14 protein-coding genes and 1 tRNA gene are annotated in these 12,967 nt (G+C 67.7%); 11 read left to right on the top strand and 4 right to left on the bottom strand.

From position 1 onward, the window contains the following. Positions 1-8 precede the first annotated feature (8 nt). On the bottom strand, positions 9-1,853 hold the full coding sequence (locus tag ACIOVG_RS16870) for an HSP90 family protein (protein WP_400875995.1): 1,845 nt from the start codon (positions 1,851-1,853) through the stop codon (positions 9-11). A gap of 172 nt (positions 1,854-2,025) precedes the next feature. Between ACIOVG_RS16870 and ACIOVG_RS16865 the strand changes: the two genes are divergently transcribed. From ACIOVG_RS16865 to ACIOVG_RS16830, 8 genes are all read left to right on the top strand, one after another. Then, positions 2,026-2,098 (top strand) — tRNA-Trp (locus ACIOVG_RS16865). A 40-nt stretch (positions 2,099-2,138) separates the two neighbouring features. Beyond that, positions 2,139-2,411: a preprotein translocase subunit SecE gene (secE, locus tag ACIOVG_RS16860; RefSeq protein ID WP_141871008.1), complete on the top strand. Its 273-nt coding sequence runs from the start codon at positions 2,139-2,141 to the stop codon at positions 2,409-2,411. Positions 2,412-2,453: 42 nt separating this feature from the next. Continuing rightward, a complete protein-coding gene (gene nusG, locus ACIOVG_RS16855; RefSeq protein WP_400875992.1) occupies positions 2,454-3,485 on the top strand; it encodes a transcription termination/antitermination protein NusG in 1,032 nt (343 codons plus the stop codon). A gap of 363 nt (positions 3,486-3,848) precedes the next feature. Further along, positions 3,849-4,280 carry a 50S ribosomal protein L11 gene (gene rplK / locus ACIOVG_RS16850; RefSeq protein ID WP_247631051.1) on the top strand — a complete coding sequence of 144 codons (432 nt, stop codon included), beginning with the start codon at positions 3,849-3,851 and terminating at the stop codon, positions 4,278-4,280. An 11-nt stretch (positions 4,281-4,291) separates the two neighbouring features. Then, positions 4,292-4,981 (top strand): 50S ribosomal protein L1, encoded by a 690-nt coding sequence (rplA, locus tag ACIOVG_RS16845; RefSeq protein WP_400875988.1) that lies wholly within the window; start codon positions 4,292-4,294, stop codon positions 4,979-4,981. 180 nt (positions 4,982-5,161) lie between these two features. Next, positions 5,162-5,980 (top strand): amino acid ABC transporter substrate-binding protein, encoded by an 819-nt coding sequence (locus ACIOVG_RS16840; RefSeq protein ID WP_400875985.1) that lies wholly within the window; start codon positions 5,162-5,164, stop codon positions 5,978-5,980. A gap of 3 nt (positions 5,981-5,983) precedes the next feature. Then, complete coding sequence (locus ACIOVG_RS16835; RefSeq protein WP_400875983.1) at positions 5,984-6,646, top strand: amino acid ABC transporter permease; 663 nt, start codon at positions 5,984-5,986, stop codon at positions 6,644-6,646. Next, positions 6,633-7,415 (top strand): amino acid ABC transporter ATP-binding protein, encoded by a 783-nt coding sequence (locus tag ACIOVG_RS16830; protein ID WP_400875980.1) that lies wholly within the window; start codon positions 6,633-6,635, stop codon positions 7,413-7,415. Before ACIOVG_RS16835 ends, ACIOVG_RS16830 begins: the two co-directional genes overlap by 14 nt. Before the next feature lie 39 nt (positions 7,416-7,454). Here ACIOVG_RS16830 and ACIOVG_RS16825 read toward each other — a convergent pair whose 3' ends face one another. Next, a complete protein-coding gene (locus ACIOVG_RS16825; protein ID WP_400875977.1) occupies positions 7,455-8,117 on the bottom strand; it encodes a LysE/ArgO family amino acid transporter in 663 nt (220 codons plus the stop codon). Between the two features lie 70 nt (positions 8,118-8,187). Between ACIOVG_RS16825 and ACIOVG_RS16820 the strand changes: the two genes are divergently transcribed. Continuing rightward, positions 8,188-9,066 (top strand): LysR family transcriptional regulator ArgP, encoded by an 879-nt coding sequence (locus ACIOVG_RS16820; RefSeq protein ID WP_400875974.1) that lies wholly within the window; start codon positions 8,188-8,190, stop codon positions 9,064-9,066. A 120-nt stretch (positions 9,067-9,186) separates the two neighbouring features. On the opposite strand, the gene ACIOVG_RS16815 is transcribed toward ACIOVG_RS16820, so the two are convergent. Continuing rightward, entirely contained in the window at positions 9,187-9,663 is a 477-nt protein-coding gene (locus ACIOVG_RS16815; RefSeq protein ID WP_400875971.1) for a MarR family winged helix-turn-helix transcriptional regulator, read from the bottom strand. Then, positions 9,647-11,362, bottom strand: coding sequence for an MDR family MFS transporter (locus tag ACIOVG_RS16810; protein WP_400875965.1), 1,716 nt, complete (start codon positions 11,360-11,362; stop codon positions 9,647-9,649). Before ACIOVG_RS16810 ends, ACIOVG_RS16815 begins: the two co-directional genes overlap by 17 nt. 282 nt (positions 11,363-11,644) lie before the next feature. Between ACIOVG_RS16810 and ACIOVG_RS16805 the strand changes: the two genes are divergently transcribed. Continuing rightward, positions 11,645-12,274: a SipW-dependent-type signal peptide-containing protein gene (locus ACIOVG_RS16805; protein WP_400875962.1), complete on the top strand. Its 630-nt coding sequence runs from the start codon at positions 11,645-11,647 to the stop codon at positions 12,272-12,274. Positions 12,275-12,281: 7 nt separating this feature from the next. Further along, positions 12,282-12,908, top strand: coding sequence for a SipW-dependent-type signal peptide-containing protein (locus ACIOVG_RS16800; protein WP_400875959.1), 627 nt, complete (start codon positions 12,282-12,284; stop codon positions 12,906-12,908). The last annotated feature ends 59 nt before the right edge of the window (positions 12,909-12,967 follow it).

Raw genomic sequence — 12,967 nt, 5'->3', positions numbered from 1 at the left:
GTGGGGGGTCAGCGGGTCTCGTCGAAGGGGATGGTGTCCCCTTCGAGCCCGGCCGAGAGGGAGACGAGATCGCTGAGCGCTGTGGTCATCAGACTGCGGTCGGCGTCGGTGAGCGGATGGTGCCCCGCGAGCAGGGCCTGGATGTAGAGCAGCTGCAGAGTACGGGCGAACACGGCGTCATCCTGCACGCGCACGAGCGCCCGGACGACGCGGTTGCTCCAGTTCAGGCACAGCCGTGCGCGCAGGTCGTCGTCGCGGCCGAGCGAGCGGGTCTGATCGATCTTGTCGAGCACCCCACCCCACAGCGCGCCGGTGATGCCCTTGGTGCGCGTGCGGTCGATCGCGCGCAGCACCTCGGGGTCGGCGACGTAGAGGGCCGACAGCTCCGGTCGATCGATCGCGCGCACCACGACCGAGCACTCGGCGGATGCGAGTACCGCGCCGGCACGGGCTTCCAGGGCGACGGCGGCGTCACGGTCGTCGAGAGGGGGAGGGTCGAGGCGGTCGAGCTCGCCGGTGACGTCGACCTGCTCGATCGTGACGTTCGGGTACAGCTCCGGGAGCATCCGCACCAGGTCGGCGTCGAACAGGTAGCCGCCGTTGACGAGCACCTCGGACGACGGCGAGATGCCAGCCACCTGACGGAACTCGTCGACGGATGCGGCGTAGCGCACGTGCGGGTAGCGCTCGACGAGGTCGCCGATGCGGATCGTGCCGTGCGTGGTCTCCAGCGTCAGCCAGCGCGTGATGAATTGCGCGAGCTCCGGATCGTGGCGCACGAGCGACTTGAGGCCGACCTCGTGGATCGCGACGAACTGCGCCAGCCGGTGCGGTTCCCGCAGGCCCAGCTCGAGCACCCAGCGACGGATGCCGGCGCCGAGCTGCTCGCGCACCCGTTCCAGGGCAGCGTCCTCCACCAGCGATTCCCTGCTGGCGGTGGGGGCGAGTCCGGTCGAGTCGACCACGGCGCGCACGAAGAAGGCCCAGTCGGGGAGCACGTCGTCGACGCGCTCCGAGAGCAGCATCCGTCCGAGGTACATGCGGGTCGCCTGGCGCGCACCGGGGGGAGGCGCATAGGGCAGCACGTACGCCAGGCCGCGCGTGCCGGTGGCGGGCTCGCTGAGCTCGATGACGTCGAGCGGACCGGCGCCGAGCAGCGAGCGTCCGTAGCCCACGGCCGCGTCGATGTCGTCAGCGACGTCGAGGAACGGCGGGGTGCGGGTGATCTCGATGTCGTCGCCGGGGGCGTCGATCGTGACGCGTACCGGCAGGAACTCGCCGAAGGTCGAGGCGAGCTCGTGCACCGCGGCAGGGCGCAGCAGCTCGTCGGCGTCGAAGCGGGGGACGAGGTGCACGCTGGTGCCGATCGGCAGCTCCTCGTCGATCTCGGAGACCTGGAAGGTGCCGTCGGAGCTGCCCGTCCACTCGACAGAGGCCCCGCCGCGCGCGCTGCGGGAGCGGATGACGATGGTGTCGGCGACCATGAAGCAGCTCAGCAGCCCGATGCCGAACTGGCCGAGGTAGTCGCTGCGGGGGAGGTCGAAGATATCGCGCTTGGAGCTGCGGCCGACGGTCGCCAGGAGGTCGGCCACCTCGGACGCGGTGAGACCCACGCCGTCGTCGCGCAGCACGAACTCGCCGTTCTCGGCGGTCAGCGGGGTGATCCGGATGTGTCCGCCCCCGCCATCGACCTCGCGTCGGGCGGTGATGGCGTCGCGCGCGTTCTGCAGAAGCTCGCGCAGGTACACGCGCGGACTGGAGTAGATGTGCCTGCTGAGCAGATCGACGACCCCGCGCAGATCCACCTGGAACTGCTGTACTTCAGCGCTCACCGGCGCTCCCTCCTGATGCATCCGCTCGCCGAGCCTAACAACAACACGCGGGCATGCCCCGGTTCGGCAGCAGCGGACGGATGCCGTACACTGATGTGGCAGTTGTTTTCTGCATTCTTTCGCCATGCCTGGGATCCTCGATCCTGGAATCGGTGGCAGAGTGGGGAGGACACCCCGAGGCCACACGGTCTCTAGGGCGGTAGCTCAATTGGCAGAGCAGCGGTCTCCAAAACCGCAGGTTGCAGGTTCGATTCCTGTCCGCCCTGCGCGTCAGCGCAACGCTGACACACGAAAGGTACATTCAGGATGGATCAGGACGAACCGCGCGGCGAGGTCGTCGCGGCTGGCGCCACCCGCGAGAAGAAGGGCAACCCCTTCTCCCGGTTCTTCGGGGGCATCGCCCTGTTCATCCGCCAGGTCATCTCCGAGCTCCGCAAGGTCGTCACCCCGACTCGCAAGGAGCTGTTCAAGTTCACCGGGGTGGTGCTCGTCTTCGTTCTGATCGTGATGGGCATCGTCTACGGCTTGGACACTCTGTTCGCATTCGTGACGCACTGGGTTTTCGGAATCCCCGGCTGATGATGCCCGCGGCTCGCGCCGCAGCTATGGAGAAGAAACAACGTGTCTGAACGATATTCCGACGACGCCGACTGGGCGACCGCGGCTGAGCAGTCCAGCGAGGAGGACGAGGCCCAGGAGGGCAACGTCCTCGCCGCAGAAGAATTCTCCGTGACCTCGGCAGAGCACGTCGCTCTGCACATCGAGGACGAGGACGGCGATGAAGAAGACACTGACACCGATGACGACATCGTCATCGAAGACCCGGAGGCGGACGCGATCGTGAACGACGCTCTCAACCTGGACGAAGCGGCTGAGTCTGAGGCCGCCGCTGAGGTCCTGAACGATGCTGTGGCCGAAGAGACGGCTGACCAGGAGGCCGCTGCGGCCGACGAGGTCACCCCCTACGACGGTCCCGACGTCAACGGCGATGAGGACTCCTCCGCCGACGAGGACGACGAGGATGCGGAGGAGGACCCGTACGAGGCCTTCCGCATGGACCTCCGCATGCTCCCGGGCAAGTGGTACGTCATCCACTCCTACGCCGGTTTCGAGCGCAAGGTCAAGGCGAACATCGAGCAGCGCAAGTCGACGCTCGAGGTCGAGGACGAGATCTACCAGGTCGAGGTCCCGATGGAGGACGTCGTCGAGATCAAGAACGGCCAGCGCAAGATGGTCACCCGTGTGCGCATCCCGGGCTACGTGCTCGTGCGCATGGAGCTCACGGAAGACACCTGGTCGGTCGTGCGCCACACTCCCGGTGTCACCGGCTTCGTGGGCAACGCCCACAACCCGACGCCGCTGCGCTTCGAAGAGGCCTTCAACATGCTGAAGTCCCTCGTCGAGGTCAAGGACCTTCCCACCGCGAAGAACATCGCGTCGAAGGGCGGCGTGGCCGTGGCCCGTCCGCTCCCGGCCGAGGTCGACTTCGAGGTCGGCGAGACCATCACGATCAAGGAAGGCTCGTTCGCGGGTCTGCCCGGTTCGATCAGCGAGATCAAGCCGGAGAGCGGCAAGCTCACCGTGCTCGTCTCCCTGTTCGAGCGCGAGACCCCGGTCGAGCTGTCGTTCGACCAGGTCACGAAGATGATCTGACACACTCTTCACGAGAACGGCCGTCCCTTCCGGGGCGGCCGTTCTCGCGTGCGGGGCGTGGTCGCGAACGCGTGCTCGCAGCGTGGTGGTCGGGACTGGTCGCATCCGCGGGCCCGAGGCGACAGCCTTCGGCCTCTCCCTGCGGGGAGTGGTCGCGAACGGTCGCCCGGGCGCGGGTGTTGCGGCACTGTGCGACCGCGCGCTGTCACCTCTCTGACGGGATGTGCGATGCGACCGTGTGTCAGGTAGACTTACGTGGTTTGTGTGCCGCTTCGGCGTGCGCAGAGACGACCACGGTCCGGAGATGCCGGATCTGTGGGAGAAGCGGATGCGCAGGCATCCGATTCGATGAAAGGAAAGAGAATGGCACCGAAGAAGAAGGTGACCGGCCTGATCAAGCTTCAGATCAACGCCGGTGCAGCCAACCCGGCGCCGCCGATCGGCCCCGCGCTCGGTCAGCATGGCGTCAACATCATGGAGTTCTGCAAGGCGTACAACGCCGCGACCGAGTCGCAGCGCGGCAACGTCATCCCCGTCGAGATCACCGTCTACGAGGACCGCAGCTTCACCTTCGTCCTGAAGACCCCGCCGGCTGCGGAGCTCATCAAGAAGGCCGCAGGCGTGGCCAAGGGCTCTGCGACCCCGCACACGGTCAAGGTCGCGAAGATCACCAAGGACCAGGTCCGTCAGATCGCCGAGACCAAGCAGGCCGACCTGAACGCGAACGACATCGAGGCCGCCTCGAAGATCATCGCCGGCACCGCCCGTTCCATGGGCATCACGGTCGAGGGCTGAGGAGAATAATCATGGCTACGAAGTCCAAGGCTTACAAGGCTGCCGCCGAGAAGATCGAGGCAGACCGTTTCTACACTCCCGCTGAGGCTGTCGCCCTGGCGAAGGAGACCGGCTCGGCGAAGTTCGACTCGACCGTCGAGGTCGCGCTGAAGCTCGCCGTCGACCCCCGCAAGGCAGACCAGATGGTGCGCGGCACCGTCATCCTGCCCCACGGAACCGGCAAGACCGCCCGCGTCATCGTGTTCGCCACCGGCCCCGCGGCCGAGGCAGCGATCGCCGCAGGTGCAGACGAGGTCGGCGGCGCCGAGCTCATCGAGAAGGTCGCCGCCGGCTGGACCGCGTTCGACGCGGCCGTCTCCACCCCTGAGCTCATGGGCCAGGTCGGTCGTCTCGGAAAGGTCCTGGGTCCGCGCGGCCTGATGCCGAACCCGAAGACCGGCACCGTGACCCCGAACACGGCCAAGGCCGTCGAGGAGATCAAGGGCGGAAAGATCGAGTTCCGCGTCGACAAGCACGCCAACGTGCACTTCGTCGTGGGCAAGGCCTCCTTCACCGCCGAGCAGCTGAACGAGAACATCGACGCCGCTCTCGAGGAGATCGTCCGCCTCAAGCCGTCGAGCTCCAAGGGCCGTTACATCCAGAAGGGTGCGGTGTCGACCACGTTCGGTCCCGGCATCCCGCTGGACGTCAACGCCATCTGAGTCTGACTCTCTGAAATGCCCCCGGGCCCGCCCGGGGGCATTTCTGCGTTCACAGTGGTCAGGACGGTGAAACTCGCCGTCATGCGATGCGGAGTCCGCGAGCGCACCGCATACTGTGATGAGTCCAACAATCGCGTGCCACAGCACTCGCGCGATCCGCACCCCCAGGAGGGTCCGCCCATGTCTCGTCGCCTGATCGCCGTCACGGCTCTCGTCCTCACCGCTGCGGCGCTCACCGCCTGCAGCGGATCCAGCGCCCCCGAGTCGACGAGTGGCAGTGACAACTCCGCATCGTCCGACTTCGGCCTCGTCACCGATGGCACGCTCACGGTCGCGACCGAGGGTACGTACCGCCCGTTCAGCTTCCACGACGACGGTGGCAGCGGCGAGCTCACCGGCTTCGACGTCGAGATCATCCAGGCGGTCGCCGACAAGCTCGACCTCGAGGTGAAGTTCGAGGAGACGCAGTGGGACGCGATCTTCGCAGGTCTCGATGCCGGTCGCTTCGACGTGATCGCCAACCAGGTCACGATCAACGACGAGCGGGAAGCCGCCTATCTCTTCAGCGCCCCGTATACGGTGTCGCCCGGTGTGATCGTGGTCGCGGACGACGACGACTCGATCACCTCGTTCGCCGACCTCGACGGCAAGACGACGGCGCAGTCCCTGACCAGCAACTGGAACGACCTCGCGGTGGAGTCCGGCGCGAAGGTCCAGGGCGTCGAGGGATGGGCGCAGGCCGTCACGCTGCTGCGCCAGGGCCGCGTCGATGCGACCATCAACGACAAGCTCACGTTCCTCGACTACGAGAAGACGGATGGCCCGACGGGCCTGAAGATCGCCGCCGAGACCGAGGATGCCGGCAAGCAGGCGTTCGTGTTCACCAAGGACAAGCAGAGCCTGGTCGACGCCGTCGATGGTGCGCTCGACGAGCTCCGCGCTGACGGCACCCTGGCTGAGATCAGCAAGAAGTACTTCGGCGCCGACGTCACCGAATAGTCGATGTCGCCCTGGGAGCTGTTCCTCGCGTCGGTGGGCCCGATCGCCTTCGGTGGGCTGATCGGCACCATCCCGCTGGCGCTGAGCTCGTTCGCGCTGGGACTGGTGATCGCGCTGGGGGTCGCGCTCATGCGCATCTCGACGCGGTCCGTCGTCTCCGGCATCGCGCGCGTCTACATCTCGATCATCCGCGGCACGCCGCTCCTGGTGCAGCTGTTCGTGATCTTCTACGGGCTCCCGTCCATCGGCGTCACCATCGACCCCTGGCCGTGCGCGATCATCGCGTTCTCGCTGAACGTCGGCGGGTACGCGGCCGAAGTCATCCGCGCCGCGATCATCTCGGTACCGCAGGGCCAGTGGGAGGCCGCCTACACGGTGGGCATGGGCCGCACGCGCACGCTGACCCGGGTCATCCTCCCGCAGGCCGCACGCGTCTCGGTGCCGCCGCTGTCGAACACCTTCATCTCGCTCGTCAAGGACACCTCGTTGGCGTCGTTGATCCTGGTGACCGAGCTGTTCAAGGTGTCGCAGCAGATCGCCGCATCGACCTATCAGTTCATGGTCGTCTACCTGACGGCGGCGCTGGTGTACTGGGTGTTCTGCCTGGTGCTGTCGACCGGCCAGAGTTTCCTGGAGAGGAGGCTGGACAGCCGTGTCGCGAACTAGCCCCGCCGAACCCCTGCTCACCGCCCGCGGACTGCACAAGAGCTTCGGCTCGAACGAGGTGCTGCGCGGCATCGATCTGACGTTGCACCGTGGCGAGGTGGTCGTGCTGATCGGCCCCAGCGGTTCGGGGAAGACGACCGTGCTCCGTTCACTCAACGGCCTGGAGACCCCGGATGCCGGGGTGATCTCGGTCGAGGGCGGTCCGGAGATCGACTTCGCGACCCGTCCGTCGCAGAAGGAGCGCTTCGCCCTGCGTGACCGCTCGGCGATGGTCTTCCAGCATCACAACCTGTTCCCGCACTTCACGGTGCTGGAGAACGTGATCGAGGGTCCCTGGCGCGTCCAGGGCCGTCCGAAGGATGAGGTGGTCGCCGAGGCGCTGGCGCTGCTGGATCGGGTCGGCCTGAGCGACAAGGCGGATGCTCGACCGCACCAGCTTTCCGGTGGGCAGCAGCAACGTGTCGGCATCGTCCGTGCGCTCGCGTTGAAGCCGGACCTGCTGCTGTTCGACGAGCCGACCAGCGCACTCGACCCCGAGCTCGTGGGCGATGTGCTCGTCGTCATCAAGGAGCTCGCCGACGAGGGCTGGACCATGGCCGTCGTCACGCACGAGCTGAGCTTCGCGCGCGAGGCCGCCGACCATGTGCTGTTCATGGACGGCGGCGTCGTCGTCGAGCAGGGCACTCCGGAGCAGGTCTTCACGGCGCCGCAGCACGAGCGCACGCAGCGCTTCCTCACCCGCATCCTCCGCCCGCTCGACGGGATCTGAGCGGCACCGCGCGTCTCCGCGGCGGCGACGGGGTGGCGCTCAGGCGGTCAGGACCGGCAGCACCAGGCTCACGGCGATCGCGATCATCACGACGGCTATCACGGCGTCGAGGATGCGCCAGGAGAGCGGCGTGCGCAGCCAGCGACCCAGATAGCGCGCGCCGAATCCGAGCGCGGTGAACCACAGGATGCTCGCCGCCACAGCGCCGGCGGCGAACAGCCAGCGCTCCTCCCCGTGCGTCGCGGCGATCGAGCCGAGCATCAGCACCGTGTCGAGATACACGTGCGGGTTGAGCCAGGTGAGCGCCAGGACCGTGAGGATGACCGCGGCCAGGGGAGTGCGCGTGCGGGTGCGGGTGAGCGTGGTCCCCGGCGCCTGGGCGACTGTGTCCTCCTCGGCTTCGACCTGCAGCGCCTCGCCCGTGCCCCTCCACGCGCGGCGGGCCGCCAGCAGCCCGTAGACGAGCAGGAAGACGGCGCCAGCCCATCGCGCGACCACCACCAACCACGGCGCGGCGGAGATCACGTAGCCGAGTCCGGCGACGCCGGCGATGATCAGCACTGCATCGGACACGGCGCAGATGATGACGACCGCGAGCACGTGCTCCCGCCGGATGCCCTGGCGGAGCACGAAGACGTTCTGTGCGCCGATGGCGACGATCAGCGAGAGGCCCAGGCCGAGGCCTGCGAGAACGGAGAGCATGTATCCAGCGTAGGAACCGGACAACATCAACACCAGCGAGGATTCCTACCGAACCATTAGCATCGCTTATGTGAGGATCGATCCCGAACTGGCGGCCACCGTCGCCGCGGTCGCCGACGAAGGCACGCTCGATGCGGCTTCCCGGCTGCTGCGCATCACCCCCTCGGCGGTGAGTCAGCGACTCAAGACGCTCGAGCAGCAGCTCGGCCGCATCCTCATCGTGCGCAGCAAGCCGGCGCGGCTGACGGAAGCAGGGGAGGCCGTCGTGCGGCTGGCCCGCCAGATCGCGCTCCTGGAGCACGACGCCCTCGCCGGGGTCGGCCTGGATGACGAGGGCGGCGCGCGGCGCATCACCGTGCCGCTGGCCGTGAACGCCGACTCGATGGCGACGTGGTTCCTCGCCCCGCTCGCTCGGCTGTCGGCGCAGCACGACATCGACTTCGATCTGCACCGCGACGACCAGAACTTCACCGCACGGCTGCTCGAGTCCGGCACCGTGATGGCAGCGGTGACGAGTGAGAGCGTGCCCGTCGCCGGATGTTCGGTCACCCCGCTCGGCGTGCTCGAGTACGAAGCGGTCGCCGCGCCGGCTTTCGCTGACCGCTGGTTCCCGCACGGGGCGACCGCAGACTCCCTGGCGCGGGCTCCCTTCGTCGACTTCGACCGACGCGACACGCTCCAACACGAGTGGCTGCGGGAGCAGGGGGTGTCGCATCAGGGCGTGCCGCGTCACTACGTACCGGCATCACATGACTACGCGCTCGCGGTCGAGCTCGGTCTCGGCTGGGGGATGCTGCCGCTCCCGCAGGGCTCCGCCGGTCTCGTGCGGCTCGGAGGCCCGGCGGTGCGGACCGCGCTGTACTGGCAGCAGTGGAACCTGCGCTCCGCCCTGCTCGACACCATCGCCGCCGAGGTCGCCGCCGAGGCACGCACTGTCCTGCGCCCCTAGCCCCGCGCGCACACGCTGGCAGTCGCCGAGTGCACGGCATCCTGCCCAGTGAACAGGATGCTGGCGTCGTGAGGTCGTGCAATCGACTGCTTCCCGTGCACTCGGCGGGCGCCGCGGGAACTACGCGGGCGTGACCCCGGAGGCGAGGGCATGCAGCAGGCGGGTGAGGTTGCCGATGTCGGTGAGGCTCCAGTCGTGGAGGGTGCTCATCAGCATCCCCTCCTGGGGGGCGCGAGCCGCGGCGAGCCGTTCGGTGCCGAGCGCGGTCAGCCGCAGCAGCGAGGAGCGTCCGTCGCTCGGGTCGGGGGATCGCTCGATGAGCGCGAGGTCCTCCAACTCGCGAACCGTGCGACTCACCTGTCCTTTGTCCATCAGCATCCGTTCGGCCAGTGCCGAGGCCGTCACCTGCTCGCAACGCGCGATCGTGGTGAGCGCCTTGTATGCGCCGGGGAGCATGCCGGGGCTGACGCGGTTGGCGTTCTCGAGGATGAGTCGGCGGAAGTGGGTGATCAGCTCGCCGAACTCCGCCTCGAGGGCGCGCACCGCCGCGGCCCGCGCCTCGGGGGTATCGGAGGTGTGGTCAGCGGCGGTCATCATGCGACCCCGTGACCGCGGTGATGGTTCCGGTCGGTGCTCCGGAGAGGGCGGCGGCGTCGGCGATCGCGACATCGGCCGCCTCGTCGACCGGGCTGCCGTCCTCACCGGCGCCGGACTCGGACTCGGCCTTCGCCGCATCGGCCTGAGCGCGCTCCGTCGTCGTCATGGTCGTGAGCGGACGGTTCGGCAGGAACAGGATCGCGACGAGGCTGATCACCGCGAGCGGGATGCCGATCAGGAACGCGTGGGAGATCGCCTGGGCGTAGAAGTCCTCGATGATCGACCGCACGGGCTCAGGCAGCAGTCGGACCTCGGGGATCGTGCCGCTGGACAGCTGCGCCGCGACATCCGCTCCCTTGGAGCCGAGCTCGGCGATCGCCGCACCGATGCGCTCCTTGCCGTCGGAGAACAGCGTCGTGAGCGAGTTGGCCAGTACGGCACCCATGGCCGAGACGCCGATCGTGCCGCCGAGGCTGCGGAAGAAGGTCACTCCCGAGCTCGCGACGCCCATCTCGCTCGGCTTCGCCACGTTCTGCACGATCAGCACGAGGTTCTGCATCGTCATCCCGACGCCGGCGCCCGTGAGGAACATGTACAGCGAGACCAGCACGAAGTCGGTGTCGTAGTGCAGCGTCGACAGGAGGCTGGATCCGGCGATCAGCAGCACGGAGCCGAGGATCAGGTAGCCCTTCCACTTGCCGAATCGGGTGACCAGCTGGCCGACCACCATCGAGGAGATCAGCAGTCCGGCCATCATCGGCAGCGTCATCAGACCGGCCTCGGTCGGGGAGGCGCCGCGGGACAGCTGCATGTACTGCGCGAGGTAGACCGAGGTGCCGAACATCGCCACACCGATCGAGATTGACGCGATGACCGAGAGCGTGAACGTTCGACCACGGAACAGCGAGAGCGGGATGAGGGGCTCGCGCACCTTGATCTCGACGATGATGAAGACCACCGTCGCGACGAGCGCGCCGCCCACCATGAGGATGGTCTCGATGCCCCACCAGTCGAAGGTCGAGCCGGCGTTCGTGATCCAGATGAGCAGCAGCGATACGGCGGTCGACAGCAGCACGATCCCGGCGTAGTCGATCGACGCCTTGCGCGTGCGCTCGGTGCTGATGTGCAGGGTCTTCTGCAGGATGATCAACGCGGCGATCGCGAACGGCAGCGCGACGAAGAAGTTCCAGCGCCAGTTCGCGGCATCCGTGATCCATCCGCCCAGGAGCGGGCCTCCGACCGTGGCGACGGCCATCACGGCACCGAACAGCCCCATGTACCGGCCACGCTCGCGGGGACTGATGATGTCGGCCATGATGACCTGGCTGAGGGCGGCGAGGCCGCCGCCGCCGATGCCCTGGATGGCGCGGAACGCGATCAGGGTGTTGGTGTCCTGCGCGAAGCCGGCCGCAGCCGTGGCGCCGACGAAGATGATGATGGCGAGCTGGATGAGCAGCTTGCGGTTGAACAGGTCGGCGAGCTTGCCCCAGATGGGAGTCGAGATGGCCGTGGTGAGCAGGGTGGCCGTGATGACCCAGGTGTAGGCGGCCTGGTCGCCGCCCAGGTCGTGCACGATGACCGGCATCGACGTCGAGACCACCGTGGTGGCGATCATCGAGACGAACATGCCGAGCAGAAGACCGGTGAGGGCTTCGAGCACCTGGCGATGCGTCATCTTGACGGGGGAATCCGTGGTCATGCGGGGCCTTTCGTGTGAGTCGCGGGTGTGGTGGCGACGGCGCTGGCGCCCACAAGATAGTTGAACTTCGTCAACTATAGATATCTGGTTGATGTATGTCAACCATCGTCGTGATGAGGTTGTGATCGCCTGCGCGCAATGAGTGCCCTTCCTGCGCGGAATTGCCTTGTCGTCTGGGATTCGTCTGGAGAGGATTGAGTTCGGCTGTACACGCAGGTCTCTGAGGGGCGACCATTCCCAGGCGTTTCGCACGGTCGATGGATTCCTGAGGGGGAATTGGCCATGGTCACAAAGCAGAATCAGCGCAAGGTTCTCGCCGTGCTCGCGGGCGGCCTCGTTCTCGGCGTCGGCGTCGCTGCCGTGCTCGCCGCGTGGAACGACTCCGAGTTCGCGACGGGAACGTTCACCGCCGGGACGTTCAACCTCGAGGGGTCGAGCACCGGCAACGCGAACTACAGCGACCACAACGTGGATGACGGCGACACCGCGGCCACTCTCGCCTTCACTCTTCCGACCGGTGTGGTCGACAGCATGGCGCCGGGCGATTCCGTCTACGCCGGATTCTGGGTGCGTCTCGCCGCAGGGACCACCACCGGTGCCGACCTCGTCGCTGATGGGACCACCGCGGATGCGGCGGCCAGCTCGAACTCCGAGCACCTCTCGTACGCGATCTATCAGCTCGCACCGGGCGCGACGTGCAACGCCGCATCCGCGACCGGCACGCCGATCGCGACAGGAGCGACGCTCGACGCTCAGACCGGCACGACGACCGTCACGCTTCTGGAGGGTGCGGATGCGACGACGGCCGGGACAGCGGTGCAACTGTGCTTCGCGGTCTCTGCCGATGCGAATCTGGAGCAGGGACTCGCCACGACCGCGACGTGGACGTTCACGGCGACCTCCACGAACTGAGCTCGTCATGAACACCCGCCGAAGCGTGCGGGAGGCGAAGCGCAACCGCTCCCGCCGCATACGAGCCGTCCTCGCGGGCGGGCTCGTGCTCGGCATCGGCGCGGGGGCGACGCTCGCTGCCTGGAACGACTCCGAGTACGGCTCAGCGACCTTCACCGCCGGTCGTTTCGAGATCGTCGGCGCGGCCGACGGCACGACCTTCGCCAGTCATGCGACCGCGGGGGCGCCGGCGGCACTGACGTTCGCGGCCACCCCGTCGTCGATGGTGCCGGGGGCGACGACGTATGCGCTGTTCAGCGTGAAGACCGCGAACCCGTCAGTGGCGGGCAGTCTGCAGTGGAACGCCGTGACGCCGTCGGCCACCGGACTCGCGGTGTACCTGCGGTACGGGGTGCGCACGATCCCCGCGGCGACCGCGTGCACCTCCACCAGCTACGCCGCTGGCACGTCGGTGGTGCCCGACCTCTCCGTGCTGGCCACGAACGGCACGGCGACGCAGCCGGTGTCGGCCAACGGGGGATCGACGGTGAACTACTGCATCGCGGTGACCCTCCAGGCGGCCGCGGACAACACGGTGCAGGGGGCGAGCACCACGCTCACCTGGCAGGTGCTCGGCACGGCAGCGGCACCGTGAGCGTGATGGCGGCAGTGACGTGAGCGTGACACGCGCGCAGCACAGGACGGGAGGATCGG

Source organism: Microbacterium sp. NPDC087591 (assembly GCF_044743625.1).
Taxonomy (GTDB): Bacteria; Actinomycetota; Actinomycetes; order Actinomycetales; family Microbacteriaceae; genus Microbacterium.
The sequence above is the reverse complement of the archived record's forward strand: the minus strand, read 5'-3'. Positions and strand labels throughout refer to the sequence as shown.

Bases quoted from the DNA above. Each gene is read 5' to 3' on its own strand.
- ACIOVG_RS16870 (WP_400875995.1), bottom strand. From the start codon at position 1,853: ATGCATCAGGAGGGAGCGCCGGTGAGCGCTGAAGTACAGCAGTTCCAG.
- secE (WP_141871008.1), top strand. From the start codon at position 2,139: ATGGATCAGGACGAACCGCGCGGCGAGGTCGTCGCGGCTGGCGCCACC.
- rplK (WP_247631051.1), top strand. From the start codon at position 3,849: ATGGCACCGAAGAAGAAGGTGACCGGCCTGATCAAGCTTCAGATCAAC.
- rplA (WP_400875988.1), top strand. From the start codon at position 4,292: ATGGCTACGAAGTCCAAGGCTTACAAGGCTGCCGCCGAGAAGATCGAG.
- ACIOVG_RS16840 (WP_400875985.1), top strand. From the start codon at position 5,162: ATGTCTCGTCGCCTGATCGCCGTCACGGCTCTCGTCCTCACCGCTGCG.
- ACIOVG_RS16835 (WP_400875983.1), top strand. From the start codon at position 5,984: ATGTCGCCCTGGGAGCTGTTCCTCGCGTCGGTGGGCCCGATCGCCTTC.
- ACIOVG_RS16825 (WP_400875977.1), bottom strand. From the start codon at position 8,117: ATGCTCTCCGTTCTCGCAGGCCTCGGCCTGGGCCTCTCGCTGATCGTC.
- ACIOVG_RS16815 (WP_400875971.1), bottom strand. From the start codon at position 9,663: ATGATGACCGCCGCTGACCACACCTCCGATACCCCCGAGGCGCGGGCC.
- ACIOVG_RS16810 (WP_400875965.1), bottom strand. From the start codon at position 11,362: ATGACCACGGATTCCCCCGTCAAGATGACGCATCGCCAGGTGCTCGAA.
- ACIOVG_RS16805 (WP_400875962.1), top strand. From the start codon at position 11,645: ATGGTCACAAAGCAGAATCAGCGCAAGGTTCTCGCCGTGCTCGCGGGC.
- ACIOVG_RS16800 (WP_400875959.1), top strand. From the start codon at position 12,282: ATGAACACCCGCCGAAGCGTGCGGGAGGCGAAGCGCAACCGCTCCCGC.